Below are 20,323 nucleotides of genomic sequence, written 5' to 3' on the forward strand. Positions count from 1 at the left end.
GGGAATGACCGACCAGTGGTGGCGCTCCCAATCCCCTACCGCCGCTGCGCCAACCAGATCCCCGCCCCGATACAAACAAGCCCCATCCCGTGATACCAATGCGGCGACTCGCCCAGCAGAACGGTGGAAAGCACGGCCGCGAACAGTGGCGTGAGGGTAATGAAGAAAACCGGCAATTGCGCCCCAGCGCGCGAGATGGCGCGATCCCAGACGAAATACGCCAGTAGCGACGGCACGGTGCCCACATACAGCAGGATCCACGCGACCTTGCCGCTCCACTGCAGGGGCTCCGTCAGCTGGCCGAGTTCCCACGCGGCGACGGGAATGCTGGCGATGATGCCTGCCACGATCTGCGCAAACAGAAGTACCGGCAGCGGCAGGTCGGGGCGGTGCTTGCGCAGTAGCCAGGTGTAGAAACTCCAGGTGATTGTCGCGGCGAGCATGTACAGGTCGCCGGGCACGAATTCGAGATGGGCCAGCCGCTCGGGCTCGCCGCGCATCAGCACGAACGATACGCCCAGCAGGCAGAGCAGGGCGCCGGCCACCTGCCACGGGCGGAACCGCTCATGGAAAAAGCAGGCGCCGATCAGCAGCAGGAAGAGCGGGGTGGATGCGCCGATCAGGGTGACGTTGATCGGCGTGGAGGTGGTGAGCGCCAGATACTGGAACGCGTTATAGCTGGCGATCGACAGCAGGCCCATGGTGGCGAGCATGGCGAGATGCTGTCGCAGCGCGGCGCGATGCGTCATGACGTCCCGCCACGCGTAGGGGGCCAGCAGCAATGCCGCGATGATCCAGCGCACAAGATTCAGCGTGATCGGTGGCACGGTGCCCGCGGCGAGGCGTCCGACGATGGCATTTCCGGCCCAGGCCAGTGGCGGGAATGTCAGCAGGAACAAAGTGGTCGCGTCGATGCGGGTGGTCTTCATCTTGTGTGAGAGCGCGGCTGACGGGCCCTGCGAGAGAATGGGACAGAGACGTTGCGGGTGCCGGCAATATACGTCCGATACGGTGATCCGTGTTGCATCGGACGGTAGCCATCATGGGTACTCCCGTTCGGAGAGCGCTGGCTGGGAGGAGGCCGGGCGGCGCAGTATACTTCCCGCCTTTGTCACGCCATTCAGGACTCCCCATGAGCGCATTGCCCGCCTGCCCGAACTGTCATTCCGAGTACACCTACGAGGATGGTGGCCTCTTTATCTGCCCGGAATGCGCGCATGAATGGTCGGCGCAGGCGTCCGCGCCGGCCGAGGCGGAAGTCCGGGTTCATCGTGATTCGGCGGGCAACGTGCTGCAGGACGGGGATACCGTCACCGTTATCAAGGATCTCAAGCTGAAGGGATCCGCCGGCACGATCAAGATGGGTACCAAGGTGAAGAACATCCGCCTGGTCGACGGCGATCACGATATCGATTGCAAGATCGACGGATTTGGCGCCATGAGCCTGAAATCGGAGTTCGTCCGGAAGGTGTGACGGCCTACTGATTCCGTTCCGGGGCAGCGGCTGATCCCACCTATCCGCCTCCGGAATGATGCCCCGGCGCCTTGCTCAATAGATGCGTTCTCTGGTCCGCGCTGAGCGACAGGTGCCGCTCGTAGTGCCGCAGGATGTCGGCAATGATTTCCTCGTCGCGCAGATACTGTATGTCGTAGCCCTCGCGGCCATCCTCGAAGAACGTGATTGGCTCGAAGACATGAGCGCGGCGATTCTCGGGTTCCGCCGCTTCGCGCACCAGGAATGCGGGCAGGGCGCGGCGGACAGGCCGGGCGCCGTAGAGGAAGTCGCGCACGCCCTCGAGCGGAATGGACAGCCAGACGGCGCCATCGGCTTCGTTGTGCTGCACGCTTGATGCAATACCGCGGCGTTCCAGCTCCTTGCTGACTTCCCGCATGGCGGCCTGCACCGGGCCGGCAAGGAAGCGGCGCACGTCGGTCTCGGTGGATTGATGGACGATTTGCGTCAACCGGCGGCGCCAGTGCTGGCCGCTCCAGAACGTCGTGGCTGGCGCAAGCTCCTGTGAATAGTGCGCGCGGTCGGCAAGCAGGCCGAGCCAGAGCCCGTAGCAGAGCGCCATCATGATGATGGCGACCGGCAGGGCGGCCACCAGCGTCATCGCCTGCAATGCCTTGAGCCCGCCGGCCACCATCAGGACAGCAGCCGTGATGCCCAGCACGAGCGCCCAGAACAGCCGTTGCCAGACGGGCGAGTTGGGCGCGCCTCGCGACGCGATGGTGTCGATCACAAAGGCGCCCGAGTCCGCGGAGGTGACGAAGAACACCGCGATCAGCACGATGGCCAGCGCGGCCAGACCCTTGGCAAGCGGAAAGAACTCGAAGAAGCGGAACAGCAGCGCGTCGACGTTGCCGGCTGTCTGGGCTAGCGCACCCATGGCCTGATGGGTGTCGATCCAGATCGCCGTGTTGCCAAAGACCGTCATCCACAGCAGGTTGAACGCCGTCGGCACAAGCAGCACGCCAAGCACGAACTGACGAATGGTGCGTCCGCGAGATATCCGCGCGATGAACATGCCGACGAACGGGGACCACGAGATCCACCACGCCCAGTAGAGAATCGTCCAGCCGCCATACCAGCCGGACTCCTGCGGGGGTACATAGGCATAGGTGCGGAACGACAGGCCGACGATGTTCGACAGATAGTTGCCGATGTTGTCGGTCAGCGCATCGAACAGAAAGCTGGTCGGCCCCTCCACGAGGATAAAGAGCAGTAGCAGGATGGCCAGCATCAGGTTCAGTTCACTCAGCCGGCGAACGCCTTTGTCCAGGCCCGATGCTGCCGAAATGCCGGCCAGGGTAATCACCACTGCGACCAGGCCGATCCGGAAGCCGGCGGATTCCGTTTCCCAGCCCGCTACCTGATGCAGGCCGGCGCTCAGTTGCAGCACGCCGTAGCCGAGCGTCGTTGCGATGCCCGCGATCGTGCCGACCAGCGCGAAGGCATCCACCGCGTGGCCGGCTGGCCCCTCGATGCGATGCCGCAACACGGGGTACAGGCCGGACCGCATGGTCAGGGGCAGGTTGTAGCGGAATCCGAAGTAGGCCAGCACCAGTCCCATCACGCCATAGACAGCCCATGCATGAAACCCCCAGTGAAAGAAGGTCATGAGCATCGCCTCGCGTGCCGCGAGCGGGGTTCCGCCCTCGACCGTGGGTGGTTTCAGATAGTGTTGCATCGGCTCGCCAACGCCGAAGTACATCAAGCCGATGCCCATGCCTGCCGCGAACAGCATGGCGGTCCAGGACAGGAAACTGAACTCGGGCTCGGCATTGTCCGGCCCGAGGCGGATGTCGCCGAAACGGCTGGCTGCAAGCAACAGCAGGAAAAGGAGGAAGCTGGTGACGGCCAGGGTATAGAACCACCCGAAACGCAGTGTGACCCAGGCTTGGGCGACGGAGAATGCCTGGTCGGCGATCTTCGGATACACGCCGCAAAGCACAAGCAGACCACCGATGATCAAGAGGGATGGCACCACGACCTGTTTGCTGAGCGTGGTGCGAAGCCAGCCGGACGAGGATTGGGCCGCTGGCTCGGGATCCGGTGTGTCCGATGGGGACGCCTTGGGGTCAGGAACTTGCGCTTGCGCCATCGAGGACTGGTCAGGCGCGGCGCCATCGTTTGGGCGTGGTGTCATGACATCCACCTGAGGGCAGCAACACGCCCGTTATCGATCACATGCCGCCAACGCGATATGCGAGGGCCACGATAATGGGCCCAAGCACCGGCAGCATCACGTTGGCGATGGCATACGTCACCGTGTAGCCGAGCAGCGGCACCGAACTCTGGCTGGCGGCCAGCACGGCACTGATCGCCGGCGTGCTGACGTGCTGCCCCGCGATGGCGCCGACCAGCAGTGGCCCCTGGATTTTCAGGAACTTGTGGCCGATCCAGAGTGACATGCAAGCCGGCGTCAGCGACACGGCCAGGCCGACGAGCGGCAGCACGGCGCCATGCTCGCGAATCAGCGTGACGGCATCAGGTCCGGCAGACAAGCCGACACAGGCCACGAACATCGCCAGTCCCAGGTCTTTCAGCAACTGGACCGCGGCGCTTGGCATGTCGCCCACGCCGGGCCGTTTGAAATTGATCCAGCCGAAGACAAGACCGCTGAGCAGCGCGCCGCCGCCGCTGCCGAGCGAGATCGGGATGCCGGCTGCCTTCAGGGTGACGCTGCCGATCAAGAGGCCAATCAGGATGCCCGCGCACAGGAAGACGAGTTCGGTGGTATCGGTGGTGCGTAGATCCCTGCCCAGGTTGCGGGCCGCTGAGGTCAGTGTCGGCTCCACGCCCACCAGGCTTACCCGGTCGCCATGCTGCAGGCGTGTGGCGGGCGTGATCGGCAGGCTCATGCCGGATCGAACGATCTGCTGGACCCAGACGTAGCGGAGATGTTGCTGGGCGGCTTCCCGGCCGAGTTCGGCCAGTGAGCGGCCATTGACAGCGGGATTGTTGACGATCACCTGGTGCTCTTCGAGCCGCAGCACGTCGGACTGGCTCAGCGGCAACGACACCTCCTGGCCAATCACCTCGCGAGCCGAGACGAGTTTGTCGCGCACGCCGATCAGCGCCACGATGTCGTCCCGTTCTATGGTCAGATCAGGCACCGACTCCATGAGCTTGCCGTCGCGCACCAGCCCCATCACCAGTGTCCGCCCGCCAAGCGCGGTTTCCAGTTGGCGCACGGTCAAACCGGCCGCATGTTCCACGCGGTGAGCACGTCCCACCAGGCGGGGCAGCACCGGCTGCGTGGCGACGTCATCGTCGGAGGCGGCCTGCAGTTCCTTGGCCAGTTCGCTCGATGCCTCGCGCAGGTTGAAGCGAAGCAGGAAGGGGGCCACCTGGCTGGTGAAGAACACGATGCTGATCAGGCCGACGAGGTAGGTCAGCGTATAGGCCGTGGCGATGTTCGATTGCATCCGGGCCAGTTCTGTCGGGACCAGGTTCAGATGCTTGAGCGCCTCCGCAGCCGTGCCGACCACTGCGGATTCCGTCGCCGCGCCGGCTGCGAGGCCCGCCGCCGTGCCAGGGTCCAGATCCAGCATTCGCACGGCCACCAGCACGATTGCCAGTACCACGAACGCTTCAATGAGCGGCAGAACCATGAACCGCAGGCTGGAGCGGTTCAGGTTCGCGAAGAACTGCGGCCCGCCCGAATATCCCATCGCGAAAATGAAGAGCGCGAAGGCAACGTCCTTCAGCTCGCCGTGCATCTGGCACCCGGTCTGCCCGACAAGCAGCGCCACGATCAGCGTGCCACAGACACCGCCGAGCACGATCGGGCCGACGCGAAGCTTGCCGATGGCGTAGCCAAGGCCGACGGTGATGAACAGCACCGCCGTGGGCATCTGGTTGAAGAATCCGATCGAGCATTGCATGGGCGGGAGATCCTGTAGACACGAGGGTCGTGCGCAAACGCCTGCGGATACCGGAAGAGCCTGACTCGCGGCCGGGGCCGTGGCTGGCGCCCCCTGGCAAGGCCGGACTCTCCCAGTCTCGACAGCATATCAACGCGAGTATCGGCAACCCGGAGGTTGGGCGCCATTGGCACAAAGGGTAATCCCGCTGCCCTAAAGGGCAATCATTCGGTCGCCCACCCACGCCGCAATGCTCAGCGGAGCCCAGCCTCCGCGCTGAAATAGGTCTTCAGCAAGGCGGCTCCGCGCTCGCCGACGCGTGTCTGCCAGACGCCGACGGCGCTCAGCCCGGCGGCTTGCAGGGCCTGTTGCACGGCGGGCGCTGGATTGTCGTCGATGGTCACACCGTTGGTGCGCATTCGGGCGGTGTTCTCGGTCAGGCGGGTATTCAGCCGCGACCATTGCTTGTCTTCGGTCGCTTTGGCGGCGGCGGTCACGGCGTCTCGCTGGGCGGATGTCAGGGATTGCCAGGCGGCTGCGTTGACGGTCGTGAACGACAACGGCATGGCGTAGCCGATGGCCGTGAAGTGGGGCAGGTAGTCCCAGAGCTTGCGGCCCGCGCCGCCATCGCCCGACGAAAGCACGGCATTGACCGAGCCATCCTTCAGACGCGGCATGGCATCGGCGAACGACAGGTTCTGCGCCTTTGCCCCCGCGGCGCGCATGACGTCGGCGGACGTCTCGTCATAGGCGCGCACGGACAGCGAGCGCAGGTCGTCCAGCGTGCCCACGGGCTTGCGTGTCCATAGGCCCGTTGGCGGCCACGGGGTGATGTAGAGCAGGTGCTGGCCCTGCTTCTCGAATGCCTGCGCGTAGTCCGCGCGGGCCAGATCGGCGAGGCGATGGGCCTTGTCCACCGACGTCGCCACGAATGGCAGCGATGACAGCAGGAAAATCGGATCGACCTCGCCCAGCGCGCCGCCGAAAGCATCGCCGGCCTGCAGTTTGCCGTTGCGGATGGCGGCCGGCATCTGGGCGGACTTGATGCCCGCGCTGGCGTCGAAGGTTGGCTGCGGCGCCAATGTGCCTTGCGTGCGGGTGGTGACTTCCTGGGCAAACGTGGTCAGTCCTTCGCCGGGCATCGATGTGGCCGGGTACTCGGTCGCCATCTGCCAGACGACGGGCGCGGGCTGCGCGTGCGCGATGGGTGCGACGAGTGGGAGCAGGGCGGAGGCTGTGTAGCCAGTGGCAATGGCAAGCGTCAGCGTGGCCAGGGATAGACGATGGCGAAGAGGATGCATGGCGGGGCGAAGGATGGGTGGGCGATGTCGGCAAGCCGGGCTTCGCCTCTGCGGGCGACGCCGGCTGCCAGTGCATTATAGGCATCGCCATGGCGGGATGCCGCGTCGTCTCCCCGTCCCCCCCCCATCCCGTACCGGGCGCGCCGACTGGGCAAGCGCGGCCTATCGCTTCAGCGAAGCCTGAAGACTGAGCAGATTCTGCGGCAACACACGGATCAGGCCGCCGCGCGGGCTGTCGATATCCGAGATCAGCGCCAGCGACAGCGACACCGTAAACGGAAGCACCAGCATCAGGATGATCTTGGCGTTCTCAGATCGGGCGCCGTAGCCCTGCATCATGCTGCTGAAAAAGGCGATGACGATCATCAGGCCCCAGGCCGAGACCGGAATCCGATTGATCCACGCGGCCTCGGAGTAGCCCTGGCTGTTGATAACGTCGTTCATACCGGACACCACCAGGCCCGTGATCGGCGTGGGTTTCGCGCGTGCCGCCGAGCGCATCAGCTTCCACATCTCGTCCTCGATCTGCGAGGTGGCCGCTTCGATTTCCTGCATTTGAGCGCTGTCGCGCGTGCGGTAGTAGAGAATGCGCTGGTCCAGGTATCGGACCAGAAGCGCCTTGACCTGTTCGGCTTCCGGCCCCTCGATCAGGTCCGCCCGCAGATATTCGGTGCCGATCGCATTCGCTTCTTCTTCCTCGAGGTTCTTACGCTGATCGTACCGTCCCACGGCCATCGACAGCGTGAATCCAATCAGCAGGGCCAGCAGGGTCAGCGTGGCGCCCTGGACGATGCCGAAGTCGTCCTTGACTTCGGCAGGGAGTGGCCGGATCCGGCGCAGCACCAGCGCGCCAAGTGCGGTGGCCGACGACATGACCACCAGCATGACAACGAAAAGGACGGCTGGATGATTGATGAGCGGGTTCATGGGAATCTCTGCTCGTCGCATCGACGTCGCGCGGTTGCGGGAGTCCTACTTTGGCACGATCCGGGCGTTTTGGCGCGGCTCTTGTTTCTCTTTCATGCGTTTGAATGTGGCGTACCGAACGCGGCATTCCGGCCGGCCACCCCATCAATCAATCAGTTTCCCGTTCGCGTCGAAGAACGGATGCAGCGCGCCATAGTCGCCACTCGCGGCAAGGTGCGTCACCATCCCGTGCACGGGATGCCACCAATGCAACAGGTACCCCGGCGGCTCCATGCGGAAGCGCGACGCGGCCTGAGGGTCGAGATCGAGGGCAACCTGATGCGCGGGCCCTGGCGCGGTCATGGCGATGGTGCCGCCGAAGCGGCGCGTGATATGCCGGTGCAGATGGCCGCAGACCACGCGCTCCACTTGCGGGTGCCGCGCGATGACCGCCTCGAACGCCGGCGCGTTCTCCAGCCCCTGGTCGTCCATATGGCCAATGCCGGTGTGGAACGGCGGGTGATGCAGCATCACCAGCGTCGGTTGCTTCGGTGCCGCCGCCAGTGTGGCATCGAGCCAGGCCAGCCCGGCATCTTCGGCCCGGCCCCCCGGTTTGCCCGGTACGGTGCAATCGAAACCGACCAGCCGCAGCGGTCCGGCGTCGATGGCGTAGTGAACCGGGGCGTCGCCATCACCATGCGCGAACAGGTAATCGTGATCGGCGAACACGGCACGCAGCGACGGACGATGATCGTGATTGCCGGGCAGCAGCCTGACCGGCATCGGCAGGGGCTGCAGGAGATCGCGCAGGAAGCGGTACTCCGATTCGCTGCCGAAATCGACCAGATCGCCGGTGACGATGACGATGTCGGGCTGCTGCGGCGCGGCCAGCAGGGTGTCGATGGCGGTGCGCAACGCGCCGGCGGTATCGACTCGGCGGTACGACAGCTTGCCGCCCGCCTTGATATGGAGATCGGTCAGTTGCGCGACCAGATAGGGAGCGGCGTTCATGCTGTCTGTCCAGGTCGTGCGGGTCATGCCGCCTCGTGAAGCGTGATCAGATGATCCGTGTCGATCCGCAGGCCGACACGTTCACCGGCCCGCCATGCATCGCGGCGGGCGGTTTCGACAACCATCGGCTGGCCGGTCCCCACGTCCACCAGCAGGCGGGTGTGGTTGCCAAGAAAGAGAGCGGTGACAACGGTGCCTTCCACATGGGCTTGATCGGCCTGAACCAGCGCCACGTCCTCGGGGCGGAACATCAGGCGCGCCAGTGTTGAGACCGGGGCGTCGTTCGAGGGGGCCATCGGCACCGTACCGCCCGGCACGCGCCAGCGTCTGGCTTCGGCCACGGCGGGCAGATGGTTCATCGTGCCGATGAAGTCGGCCACAAAGGCATTCGCGGGCGAGCGGTAGATCTCCTGCGGCGTGCCGGCCTGCGCAATGCGGCCCTTGTCCATCACGATGATGCGGTCACCCAGCGCCATGGCTTCGGCCTGGTCGTGTGTCACATAGACGGCCGTGATGTGCAGGCTGCGTAAAAGCTGGTTGATGTCGGCACGCAGCGCGTCACGCAGCTTGGCGTCGAGCGCGGTCAGCGGCTCATCCAGCAGCAGCACGCGGGGCTGTACGGCGATGGCGCGTGCCAGCGCCACGCGCTGGCGCTGGCCGCCGGAGAGCTGGTCGACGCGCCGGTCAGCGAATGGCTCCAGGTGCATCATCGCCAGCATGTCATTGACGCGGCGCTTGCGCGTGGCCGAATCAGTGCGACGTACCCGCAGGCCATATGCGATGTTCTCGGCCACGGTCATGTTCGGGAACAGCGCATAGTTCTGGAACACCATGCCGACGCCGCGCTGTTCGATTGGCTGGTGGGTGACGGCGGTGTCCCCGAACCAGACTTCGCCCCCGGCATCGGGTTGCTCCAGGCCGGCGATGATGCGCAGCGTGGTGGTCTTGCCGCAACCAGACGGACCGAGCAGTACCACGGTTTCCCCCGCGCCGATATCGAGGTCGAGCGGCTGCAGGGCGGTCGTCCCATCGGCAAAGGTCTTGGCGCAGTGGCGCAGGCGGATGGCGGTGGGCTCATGCATGGCGGGTCTCGGCGGATTGGGGTACGGCAGTCACCGGCAGGTCGGCGGTGGTTTCAGGTTGGGGCGCGTGGCGGCGGGCACGCGCGCCCAGCGCGCTCAGCGCCTGCATGAACACCAGAAGCGGAATAATCATCACGAAGAAGACGATGGTGTACGCCGAGCCGATCTCCAGTCGCATGGACGCGTAGCTGTCGGCCAGCCCAACCGGAAGCGTTTGCGTGGTGGGCGTATGGAGCATCCATGTCAGGTTGAATTCGCCCACCGACAACGTCACCACCATCAGCGCGCCGGCCAGGATGCCCTGGCGGCAATTGGGCAGCACCACCGTGAAGAAGCGCTGCAGGCGCGTGGCGCCCAGACTGGCGGCAGCATCCTCGAGCGTGCGGATGTCAATGGCGGAGAGAATCGCCAGCACCGATCGGACCATGAACGGCAGCGTGAACAGCACGTGTCCGATCAGGATAAACACCCAGCTCGTCCGCAGTGCCTGCCAGCCGCCGTACAGCAGGATCAAGCCCAGCGCGGTGGCCAGCCCGGGCACGGCGACGGGCAGCATCAGCAGTTCCTCGATCAGCCGGGTCACGCGGTTGCGCCGCAGCGCCATGTAGTACGCGGCCGGCACGCCGATCACAAGGGTGCAGGCCAGACAGGCCAGCGCGATACCCAGCGAAAGAAAGATCGTGTTGCGGTAGAGCGACCAGACTTCGACCAGCCAGCGGGTAGTCAGGCCGCTCGATAGGCCGACAAAGATGTTGTTGGTCAGGCCGGCGAGCACGGACAGCACCACGGGCACCGTCATGAACGCGCAGACCGCGAGTGTGAGTGTCAGTTGCAGCCAATAGGCGGCGCGGCGGGGTTTAGAGATCATCGGGCATCCTCGGCAGACCTCTCAGGCGGTAGCGGCGACCGCATCGCCGGAGTACCAGCGGGCCAGCGCCAGCAGCATCCAGGTGACAGCACCAAGCAGGATCGACAGGGCGGCGGCCATGCCGAAGTTCGCGTAGTTGGTGAACTCGTTGTAGATCGTCAGCGGCAGCACGTCGAGTTGGGTGGCCAGCGTGAAGGCCGTGCCGAACGCGCCCATGCTGGTGGCGAAGCAGATCGCGCCGCTCGACAGCATGGCCGGCATCAGCGCGGGCAACATCACGTCGCGCACCACGTGCCAGCGGCTGGCGCCGAGCGATCGTGCCGCTTCCTCCAGCGAGGTGTCGAGCTTGTCGACGGCGGCCATCACCGTCAGGATCACGCGCGGAATCGAGAAATACAGGTAGCCAACGAACAGGCCGGCGAGTCCATAAGCGAAGGTCCAGCGTTCGCCGGTCAGCGCATCGCCAATCGAAGCCAGCAGGCCGTTGCGGCCTCCAAGCATGATGACCATGAAGCCGATCACCACGCCCGGGAAGGCCAGCGGAAACGTCAGCATTGCCACCAGCACCGGTTTGCCCGGCACCGGATGACGTTGCAGGAACGTGCCCGATATGCCGGCGATCACCAGCGTCGCCAGCGTGACCAGCGCCGAGAGCAGCACGGTCACCATCAGGCTGTGCAGGTAGCGGCCGCTGGTCAGCACGGTCCAGTAGACCCCCGCGCCGTCCTTGCCGGTCAGGCTGACTTCGATCAGCCGTGCCATCGGCAGGCAGAAGAACGCCAGGAACACGACGAGCGCGGGCAGCGCGAACAGGAAGAGGGCGGGGGATCGTCTGGTCATGATGGAGTCTGGCGGCGCCTGGATCAGCGGACTTCCTTCAGGTACTGCTCGCTGAAGGCTTTCTGCACCTGAGCCATCTTGCCGAAGTCGACCGGCTTGGCGCGAGCGTACTCGGCGGCGGGCAGGAAGCGCGACTGCACGTCCTTCGGCATCGGCACGTTACGCACCGGACGAAGGTAGGCGTTGGCCCACAGCGCCTGGCCCTGGTCGGACAGCACGAAATCAAGCACCTTGCGGCCTTCGGCGGCATGGGGCGCGTTGTTGACCAGGCTCATCACGTAGGGCACCACCAGCGTGCCTTCCTTCGGAATCACGAACGCCACGTTGGCGTGATCCTTGTACTTGGCGCGATAGGCGTTGAAGTCATAGTCGAGCAGGATGGGAATCTCGCCGGACAGCACGCGCGCATAGGCGGTCTGCTTGGGCACGATCGGCTGGTTCTTCTGCAGCTCGCGGAAGTACTTGAAGGCCGGGCCAAAGTTGTCCAGCGTGCCACCCATTGCCTGGTTCACCGCCACGGCGCCCACATAGCCGACGAAGGCGCTGGCCGGGTCGAGGTAGCCGATCAGGCCCTTGTACTCGGGCTTGAGCAAGTCAGCCCACGACTGCGGCACGGGCTTGCCACGCAGTGCGTCGACGTTGACCATGAAACCGAGCGTGCCCGAGTGGATCGCGAACCAGTTGCCCTGCGGGTCCTTGAGGCCGTCGGGAATGTCGTTCCAGTTGGCCGGCTTGTACCCCTGTGTCACACCATCGGCCTTGGCCTGGATGCCGAACGTCACGCCCAGGTAGGTGACGTCGGCCACCGGGCTGGCGCGCTCGGCAACCAGCTGCGCCAGCGACTGGCCGGAGTTCTTGTTGTCGAGTGGCACGGTGATGCCGGTCTTCTCCTTGATCGCGCGAATCTGCGCGGCCCAGTCGGCCCATTCGGGCGGGCAGTTGTAGCAGATGGCGGTTTGCGCGGCCACGCCCTGGCTGAAGGCCGCGGCGGTTGCGGTGATGGCCAGCCAGCGCAGCGGACGGCGCCAGAAGGATTGCGTCGACATGTGAAGCTCCCTGGTTGAAGGTTGAGACGGCAAGTGGTGCGTATGGCGCTTGTTGGCAGGTTTTATCGCGGCGCGCTGACGGTACCGTCAAGGCGCAGCATGTGTGGCAGCAGGAAAGCGCCTTCCGCTGCGTCATCGTGGTTCAGGTTGCGATGCTGGAGCCGTTGCAGAAGCTGGTGAACGGCTTGCGCGCCGATCTCGGCGTTCGGCTGCATGACGGTGGCCAGCGGCGGCTCCACCAGCGCGCCAAGCGCGATGCCGTCATAGCCGAGCACCGATACGTCGCCCGGCACGCGGCGGCCCAGCCGCTTGAGATCGGAAATCACGCCGATCGCCAGCAAGTCGTTGGTGCAGAAGAATGCGGTGGGGGCGTCGGCACGCGCCATCAATTCACGAATCTGTGTGGCATTGCTGGCCGTGTGCGAGGGCAGGCAGACCGGCTCGAGCGGCGTCAAACCATGCGCGCGCATCGCGTCCTCATAGCCCGCGAAGCGCTGCCGCGCGCGATCGGAGGCCATGAAGGCGCCGGAGATCACGGCGATGCGCCGGTGGCCCGCGGCGATCAGCGCCTTGACGCCCTCGCACGCGCTGGCGCGGTTGTCCACGGACACCGAGTGCCGGCCTGGGACCGATACCTGGTTATAAGCCAGCACGTAGGGCACCGACTCCTTGTCGAGCTGGTCGAGAACGAGGCTCTGGGCGGCATCCGCAACGGTCAGCACCATGCCGTCGACACGGTGACGCAGCAGATACTCGATCCGCTCGCGTTCGCGTTCGGTGTTGTAACCGCTCGTGACAAGCATCAGCGAGTAGCCCGCGACCATCGCCGATTCCTCGATGCCGCGCCAGCATTCGGCGAATACCGCGTTTTCCAGCGTGGGCAGCATGACGCCGAGAATGCGGGTCTGCTGCGCGCGCAGCTTGGCGCCGAGCAGGTTGGGGCGGAACGACAGCCGCTGCGCGGCCTCGTGAACGCGCTTGGCGGTGGTGTCCCTGACGAGCTGGGGATGGCTGAACGCACGCGAGGCGGTGGCCAGCGATACCTTCGCCGCGAGGGCGACGTCAGCCAGTGTCACACCGTGGCCGGGCTCGGCGGAGGCAACGCTTTGCGGCAACACGGTTCGGCGGGACGTCGGCATGGGCTTCCTCGTCGGGGGTTGGGGGCACGCAGCGATGAAAACGTTTTCATTGAAGCGCCGAAAAATCAGGCGTCAAGGTTTTCCGTTGCTGCGATGCCGCATTGTCGATGCGATTCGCCCGGGCCCTGCGCCTGTGATGAACCCGGATTCTGGGATGCGAGTGTGACCGGGCGATGACAGGCCCAGGCGGAAAGCTCTCGTAACAGACTCGGTACCTTTGGCCGTCAACCAACCGCATCGTCCAGGCGTCAAACCGGCATTCCCATCTGTATCTGTCATAGAAGAGGGTGTCCTCATGGTTAACCCCAAGTCGAACGCGCGGAAGTGGCAGCGCCTGCTGGCGCTACTGGCCACGGCAACGTTCCTGGCGGCCTGCGCTCAGACGCCGCCATCTGGGGCGACGCAGCCCGGCAGCCTGTCGTCGGCCGACCTGCGCTGGCTGAATACGGTCAGCTTCGGCGCTGACCAGGCCAGCGTGCAGCGCCTCCAGACGATCGGACGCGAGCGTTATCTGGAAGAGCAGTTGCACACGCCGCTGGCAGACCCGCAACCGGTGGCGGCGGCAATCGCGGCGTTGCCTGTCAGCCAGGGCGACGCCGTGCAGCGCCAGCAGGCCGTGCGCGCCGAGCGGGAGCGCATCAACACGCTTACTGACGAAACCGAGAAACAGCAGGCGCGTCAGGCGATCAACCGCCAGACGCGGGAGCTCGTGCTCGACACCGAGCGTCGTCATCTGCTGAGGGCGTTGTACTCGCCCGGCCAGCTGCGCGAGCAGATGACCTGGTTCTGGATGAACCACTTCAGCGTTTATGCGGCCAAGGGGCAGGTCGGGTCGATGCTGCCCGAGTATGAGGAGCGCGCGATCCGTCCGCACGCGCTGGGCAAGTTCCGGGACCTGGTGATGGCGACGGTGACCTCGCCGGCCATGCTGGTGTATCTGGACAATGCGCAGAGCGCGGCCAATCGCATCAACGAGAACTACGCGCGCGAGCTGATGGAGTTGCACACGCTGGGCATATCGGGCGGACCCAGCGGCTCGCGCTACACGCAGCAGGACGTGCAGGAACTGGCACGCGTGCTGACCGGGCTGGGCGTGAACCTGCGCGGAGAGCCGCCGAAGCTAGGGCCGGCGCGCACGGCCATGTATCGCAGCGACGGGCTGTTCGAGTTCAATCCGAATCGCCATGATTTTGGTTCCAAGGTGCTGCTGGGGCAGCGCATCGAGCCCACCGGCTACAGCGAGGTGGAGCGGGCCGTGACCATCCTGTCGCGCGATCCGGCCACGGCGCGGTTCATCTCGGCGAAGCTGGCCACGTACTTCGTGTCCGATAGCCCGCCGCAGGCATTGGTCGACCGGATGGCCGCCACGTTCACGCGTACCGACGGCGATATCGGCGCGGTGCTGCGGACGATGCTGCTGTCGAAGGAGTTCGACAGTGCCGCGGCCCACGGGGCGCGCAAGTTCAAGGATCCGATGGTTTTCGTGGTCTCGTCGATGCGCCTGGCCTATGACGGGCGGCCGGTCACCAATCTGCGTCCGGTGATCAACTGGCTCAATCAGTTGGGCGAGCCGCTTTACGGGCACGTGACGCCGGACGGCTACCCGGCCGCCGAAAGCGCGTGGGCCAGTTCGGGCCAACTGGTGCGGCGCTTCGAGATCGCGCGGACCATCGGCAATGGCCCGGCGGGCCTGTTCACTGGCGAGGATGGCCAACCCACGCAGCGGCGTGGTTTTCCGATGCCGAATAGCCGCATGTTCTACGACACGATCGAAGCCACGCTGGGCCCCGCCACGCGCGGCGCGCTGGCGCAGGCTGGCTCCCAGCAGGAATGGAATGCCGTATTGCTGAGTTCGCCCGAATGGATGCAACGTTGAATGCGCAAGGAGCATGTCATGAATCGACGTGATTGGCTCAGGACCCTGGGTGGCGCGGGGCTGGCCCTGACGCTGCCGACGATGTCGTCGCGCGTGTTCGCGCTGCCCGCGCAGGCCGATGCGCGCTTCTTGCTGGTGTTCCTGCGCGGTGGCTACGATGCGGCCAACGTTCTGGTGCCGGCGGGCAGCGACTTCTACTATGCGTCGCGGCCGACGATCGCCATCAAGCGTCCGGTGGCCGACGGCGCGTCGCCCGATCCGGCTGCGGCGCTGCCGCTGTCGGCAGACGGTTGGGCGCTGCATCCGGTACTGGGCGCGACGATGTTGCCGCTGTGGCAGCGCCAGCAACTGGCGTTTATCCCGTTCGCAGGGACCAGCGACATGTCGCGCAGCCACTTCGAGACGCAGGACGGTATCGAGGCCGGACTGGCGGGCGATGGACATGGCGGCAGCCTGCCACGCGGCAGCGGTTTCCTGAATCGACTGGCGCAGTCGATGGGTGGACAGGCGGCTCCGGTCGCGTTTACCGATGGCCTGCCGATGGTGATGTCGGGCGCGCTCAGCGTGCCGAACGTGTCGCTGAAGGGCACCGGGCGCACACCATTTGACGCGCGCCAGACCCAGATGCTGGCGCAGATGTACAAGGGAACGCGGTTCGAGTCGCTGATCGCCGAGGGCTTCGAGCTGCGCCAGACGGTTGCCGAGCAGGCCGAGGCGATGCGAAAGCACGAGGCCGCGATGCGCAGCGCGGAAGGCGAGTCGATGTCGGGCCGCATGGAGGAAATGCAGGCGGCCAACCGGCGCGCGCTAAGTGCCCGTGGCTTCGAGCAGGAAGCCCGCCGCATGGCCGGGCTGATGCGCGATAAATTCAATATCGGCTTTATCGACGTGGGCGGCTGGGACACCCACGTCAATCAAGGCGGCGCGCAGGGCCAACTGGCGAACCTGCTCGACAACCTGGGGCGCGGCATTGCCGGATTCGCCGAGGAGATTGGCCCGACCTGGCGCAATACGACGGTGGTGGCGATCTCGGAGTTCGGCCGAACGTTCCGCGAGAACGGCACGCGCGGCACCGACCACGGCCATGGCACGGTGTACTGGGTGGCAGGCGGCAATGTACGTGGTGGCCGCATCGTCGGCGAGCAGGTCGCGGTGACGCAGGCCTCGCTCAATCAGAACCGGGACTATCCCGTGCTGAACGACTACCGCGCTGTGCTGGGGGGTGTCTTCCGTCGTCTGTATGGCCTGGACGATGCGCGTCTGGCGCAGGTGTTTCCGGGGACGCGCTCGCGGGATATCGGTCTGGTGTAGCGCAGCGGTTGTGGTGGAAAATGCGGTGGCAGCCGGGGGTAGGGGGGGCGAAAGTAGGGGGTGATGCCCCCGTCAAGTAGGGTGCGTTGTGGCTCAAGTGGCAGCGGGGTTATGCCGATAGCTGCGGTGGGAGCGGACTCTTCCGATCACAAGATCCGCATGAACCAACGCCAGTTTGAGTGCAAGCCTTGTCGCCACCATGACGCCAACCATCGCCGATTGCCTCGAACAAAGGTACCTGCGACCGGTTTTCCAGCCGATCGGGTCGCTCGCCACTGGCGACATCCTCGGGTATGAGGCACTGATACGCGGGCCGGTGGGCACGCCGCTGGAGAACCCTGTCGCACTGTTCGCGGAAGCGGCCAGGGCGGGAGCGCTGGTGCGCATGGAGCGGCTTGCCGCGCGCACCGCGATTGCCGCATTCATGCAGGTGCGCCTGCCCGGCAAGCTATTCCTGAACTACAGCGCGGACTCCCTGCGTGATATCGAGGACACGCGGGAAGATGTGCGCAACTTCCTGCAGCGTGTGGACATACCTTCGGACCGCATCGTGCTGGAGCTGACCGAGCAGGCACCCCTGGGGCCGCTGGAGTCGCTGACCAAGGCGGTCTTCTCGATCCGCGCGCGCGGCGCGCAGTTCGCGCTCGACGACTACGGCACTGGGCATGCCAACCTGGGCCAGTGGATTGCGATGAAGCCCGATTACGTGAAAATCGCCCGCGTCGTCATCGACGGTATTGCCACGTCGACGTTCCAGCTCGAAGCCGTGCGCGCGCTGTGCAAGCTGGCGAAGCTCAGTGGCACGAAGCTGGTGGCCGAGGGCATCGAGCGCGTGGACGATCTGCTCGTGTGCCGCGAACTCGGTATCGACTATGCGCAGGGTTACCTGTTGGCACGTCCCGCCGAGGTACCGGCGCTGACGTTGTCGGAGGAGGCGCTGCGCGCGTTGCGCGTGGCGCCCTGAGTCACCAGCGTCTGGGTGTCTGTGTGGCTGTGTCAGTGCGCTGTAGCTGGCGCAGCATCCGACTGAGCCGGCTCGCCGGCCACCGAAGGTGCCACTGGCGGTGCGGGCGAGACCACCGGCACGGACTGCGCTGATGCCGGGATGGCAGGCGCGGTTGGAGCGGCCGGGGCGGCCGGGGCGGCCGGGGCGCTTGCGGAAGACGACGGTGGCGTGGCTTCCACCACTTCACCTGGGTCGAGTGCCATACCGCCGTCGGCGATTGCCGCCGATGCGCTGGCCGGTGGCAAGGCGTCGTTATCGGTCTCCGGCAGTGCCGGACGGCGCGGCGCCGGACGTGGAACGGGCGCGGCCTCTTCCTTCTTGCCGGCACCGAACAGCTTCTGGTACCAGCCCTTGATCTGATCGGTAATCGCGGAGTACCAGGTCTTCTCGTCGGACTCCGCGAAGCGTACACGCGGGTCGATGATCCGCGCGCGCAGGGCCCGCTGGTAGAAGTCACCGACGATCGGCAGCGCGCTGTGTGCGCCCTGGCCCCAGTAGTCGCTACGTAGCGTCACGCGGCTGTCGTTGAAGCCGACCCATGCGCCGGCCACGAGCTGGGGATGCATCAGGATAAACCAGCCGTCGGCATTGTCCTGGGTGGTGCCGGTCTTGCCCGCCACGTCGGCGCGGATGCCGAAGCGCGTGCGGATCGCCGTGCCGGTGCCGCGGTCGATCACGTCGCGCATCACGTCGACGAGCGTCTCGTTGGCCGAGGTCGATAGCGCGCGTTGCGGCGACGGCTCGCGGAACTGCGCCAGCACATTGCCTTGCTGGTCTTCGATCCGCGTGACCATGGTCGGCGCGAGGTATTGCCCGCCATTGGCGATGGTGCCGTAGGCGCTGACCATTTCCTTGAGCGTCACCGGACTCGTGCCCAGTGCCAGCGATGGCACGGCTTCGAGCTTGCTGTCGCGCACGCCCATCGCGCGGGCCAGTTGCGCCACGCGGTCCGCGCCAATCGTCTGCACCAGTTGGGCGGTGATCGTGTTCTTCGAATAGACCAGACCGTCACGCAGGCTCAGCGCGCGGCCCGTGGGCGGCGATTCGTCGGTGGGGCGCCAGATTTCGCCACCGGCCAGCTTGATCTCGACCGGCTGGTCGATAAAGGTCTCGTCGGGACTCTGCCCGCGCGCGAACGCGGCGCCATAGACGAAAGGCTTGAACGTGGATCCGGGCTGACGACGCGCCTGGGCCACGTGGTCGAACGCGTCGACCGTGAAGTCGCGGCTGCCGACCCAGGCCTTGATTTCGCCGGTTGTCGGGTCCATCGCCATGAAGCCGGCCTGGACGCGCGTCTTCTGCTCTCGCAGCGCCTGCATGAAGGGGCGATCGGCCATCAGGTGCTTCAGCGCGTCTTCCTCGCTCTGGCCGCCAGCCACCGCGGCGCGGAACTCCGGTGTTTCGCGCACGAATGCCTGCACCAGACCCCGGCTCTCGGACCATCCCGCGCGCGGTGCCCAGGCAGCGTTGGCGATCGATTGCAGCTGGTTGCCCTGGCGCGTCAGTGCCTGGGTGGCGATGGTCTGCAGGCGCGAATCGATCGTTGTATGGATGACCAGGCCGTCGGTATAGAGGTTGTAGTCGTTGCGGTCAGCCCAGGTAATCAGCCATTTGCGCAGTTGCTGGGCGAAGTGGGGCGCGGGGCCGGGTGCCTCGATCTGGCGCTCGAAGTCGATGCGCAGTGGCCGCTTCTTCAGCGTCTCGAAGCGGGCCGGATCGAGCTTGCCGCGTTTCACCATCTGGGCCAGCACCGTGTTGCGGCGATCCAGCGCGCGCTCGGGGTTCAGCACCGGGTTGTAGTAGCTGTTGCCCTTGAGCATGCCGATCAGCGTCGCGGCTTCCAGTACGTCGAGCTTGTCGGCGGATTTGTCGAAGTACGTGCGGGCGGCCATCTCGATGCCGAACGCGTTGTACAGGAACGGCACCGTGTTGAGGTAGGTCTCGAGGATCTCGTCCTTCGAGTAAAGCGCTTCGATCTTCAGCGCCGTGATCGCTTCCTTGAGTTTGCGCGTCAGCGTGGGCGCGCGGCCGATCTCGTCCGGGTAGCGGTTGCGCGCCAGCTGCTGCGTGAGCGTGGAGCCGCCCTGGCGGTCGCCCGAGAACGTATGCAGGGCGGCCGAGGCAGTGCGCCGCCAGTCGAGCCCGTGGTGCTGATAGAAGCGGTGGTCCTCGGTGGCGATCAGCGCGTCGACCACATAGGGCGAGATCTCGGAAAGTTTGACCCAGTCGCGGTTGGCCCAGCGGTAGACCGCGATTTCCTTGCCGTCGGCCGACAGCACCTGCGCGGGCTGTTCGGACTTGGCCTTGCGGATGTCGCTGATGCCCGGCGTGAAGGGGATCAGCAACAGGATATAGAGCAGCACCAGCGCCGGGATGGCGGCCACCGCCAGCACGACCTCGCGCCGCGTGGGACGGCGCAAATGCTGACGAATCAGCGACAGGCGTGAGGCGATGAAAGTCTTGATGGAATCCAGGCGCATTGACACAGGCACCGCGGTCCCGTTGCGCGTTGTCATCGGGGCGTCAAATGCCGTTCTCGGAAAAGTGTGAATGCTACCAAATTGTGG

General features: G+C 65.6%; 16 protein-coding genes. 4 read left to right on the forward strand and 12 right to left on the reverse strand.

The window, feature by feature from the left end; genetic code table 11:
- Positions 1-35: 35 nt before the first annotated feature.
- Positions 36-929 (reverse strand): DMT family transporter, encoded by an 894-nt coding sequence (locus tag B2246_RS26695; RefSeq protein ID WP_286881269.1) that lies wholly within the window; start codon positions 927-929, stop codon positions 36-38.
- A 203-nt stretch (positions 930-1,132) separates the two neighbouring features.
- Between B2246_RS26695 and B2246_RS26700 the strand changes: the two genes are divergently transcribed.
- Positions 1,133-1,474 carry a zinc ribbon domain-containing protein YjdM gene (locus tag B2246_RS26700; protein ID WP_008641427.1) on the forward strand — a complete coding sequence of 114 codons (342 nt, stop codon included), beginning with the start codon at positions 1,133-1,135 and terminating at the stop codon, positions 1,472-1,474.
- A 40-nt stretch (positions 1,475-1,514) separates the two neighbouring features.
- Here B2246_RS26700 and B2246_RS26705 read toward each other — a convergent pair whose 3' ends face one another.
- The 10 genes from B2246_RS26705 to B2246_RS26750 form a co-directional block, all read right to left on the reverse strand.
- Positions 1,515-3,605 (reverse strand): BCCT family transporter, encoded by a 2,091-nt coding sequence (locus B2246_RS26705; protein ID WP_411860110.1) that lies wholly within the window; start codon positions 3,603-3,605, stop codon positions 1,515-1,517.
- 82 nt (positions 3,606-3,687) lie between these two features.
- Positions 3,688-5,391, reverse strand: coding sequence for an aspartate-alanine antiporter (aspT, locus tag B2246_RS26710; RefSeq protein ID WP_008641419.1), 1,704 nt, complete (start codon positions 5,389-5,391; stop codon positions 3,688-3,690).
- A gap of 233 nt (positions 5,392-5,624) precedes the next feature.
- On the reverse strand, positions 5,625-6,671 hold the full coding sequence (locus tag B2246_RS26715; protein WP_008641416.1) for a TRAP transporter substrate-binding protein: 1,047 nt from the start codon (positions 6,669-6,671) through the stop codon (positions 5,625-5,627).
- A gap of 162 nt (positions 6,672-6,833) precedes the next feature.
- Positions 6,834-7,598 carry a hypothetical protein gene (locus B2246_RS26720; protein ID WP_008641414.1) on the reverse strand — a complete coding sequence of 255 codons (765 nt, stop codon included), beginning with the start codon at positions 7,596-7,598 and terminating at the stop codon, positions 6,834-6,836.
- 144 nt (positions 7,599-7,742) lie between these two features.
- Complete coding sequence (locus B2246_RS26725; protein ID WP_286881267.1) at positions 7,743-8,615, reverse strand: phosphodiesterase; 873 nt, start codon at positions 8,613-8,615, stop codon at positions 7,743-7,745.
- Complete coding sequence (locus B2246_RS26730) at positions 8,612-9,670, reverse strand: ABC transporter ATP-binding protein (RefSeq protein ID WP_186425913.1); 1,059 nt, start codon at positions 9,668-9,670, stop codon at positions 8,612-8,614. The genes B2246_RS26725 and B2246_RS26730 overlap by 4 nt, the downstream gene beginning before the upstream one ends.
- Positions 9,663-10,538 carry an ABC transporter permease gene (locus tag B2246_RS26735; RefSeq protein ID WP_008641403.1) on the reverse strand — a complete coding sequence of 292 codons (876 nt, stop codon included), beginning with the start codon at positions 10,536-10,538 and terminating at the stop codon, positions 9,663-9,665. Before B2246_RS26735 ends, B2246_RS26730 begins: the two co-directional genes overlap by 8 nt.
- Positions 10,539-10,559: 21 nt before the next feature.
- The gene (locus tag B2246_RS26740; protein WP_008641400.1) at positions 10,560-11,378 is read right to left on the reverse strand and encodes an ABC transporter permease; all 819 of its coding nucleotides are present in this window, start codon (positions 11,376-11,378) and stop codon (positions 10,560-10,562) included.
- A gap of 23 nt (positions 11,379-11,401) precedes the next feature.
- Positions 11,402-12,424, reverse strand: coding sequence for an ABC transporter substrate-binding protein (locus tag B2246_RS26745; RefSeq protein ID WP_035883746.1), 1,023 nt, complete (start codon positions 12,422-12,424; stop codon positions 11,402-11,404).
- A 62-nt stretch (positions 12,425-12,486) separates the two neighbouring features.
- Complete coding sequence (locus B2246_RS26750; RefSeq protein ID WP_186425914.1) at positions 12,487-13,563, reverse strand: LacI family DNA-binding transcriptional regulator; 1,077 nt, start codon at positions 13,561-13,563, stop codon at positions 12,487-12,489.
- A 295-nt stretch (positions 13,564-13,858) separates the two neighbouring features.
- Here B2246_RS26750 and B2246_RS26755 point away from each other — a divergent pair, with 295 nt between their 5' ends.
- The 3 genes from B2246_RS26755 to B2246_RS26765 all read left to right on the forward strand — a co-directional run bounded on the left by B2246_RS26755 (position 13,859) and on the right by B2246_RS26765 (position 17,714).
- Positions 13,859-15,439, forward strand: a complete 1,581-nt coding sequence (locus tag B2246_RS26755; protein ID WP_286881265.1) for a DUF1800 domain-containing protein — start codon at positions 13,859-13,861, stop codon at positions 15,437-15,439.
- 18 nt (positions 15,440-15,457) lie between these two features.
- Positions 15,458-16,750 carry a DUF1501 domain-containing protein gene (locus tag B2246_RS26760; RefSeq protein WP_008641395.1) on the forward strand — a complete coding sequence of 431 codons (1,293 nt, stop codon included), beginning with the start codon at positions 15,458-15,460 and terminating at the stop codon, positions 16,748-16,750.
- Between the two features lie 199 nt (positions 16,751-16,949).
- Entirely contained in the window at positions 16,950-17,714 is a 765-nt protein-coding gene (locus B2246_RS26765) for an EAL domain-containing protein (RefSeq protein WP_008641393.1), read from the forward strand.
- Between the two features lie 32 nt (positions 17,715-17,746).
- On the opposite strand, the gene B2246_RS26770 is transcribed toward B2246_RS26765, so the two are convergent.
- A complete protein-coding gene (locus tag B2246_RS26770) occupies positions 17,747-20,236 on the reverse strand; it encodes a penicillin-binding protein 1A (protein ID WP_286881264.1) in 2,490 nt (829 codons plus the stop codon).
- Positions 20,237-20,323 lie beyond the last annotated feature (87 nt).

This window comes from Cupriavidus sp. UBA2010 (genome assembly GCF_002335265.1).
Taxonomy (GTDB): Bacteria; Pseudomonadota; Gammaproteobacteria; order Burkholderiales; family Burkholderiaceae; genus Cupriavidus; species Cupriavidus metallidurans.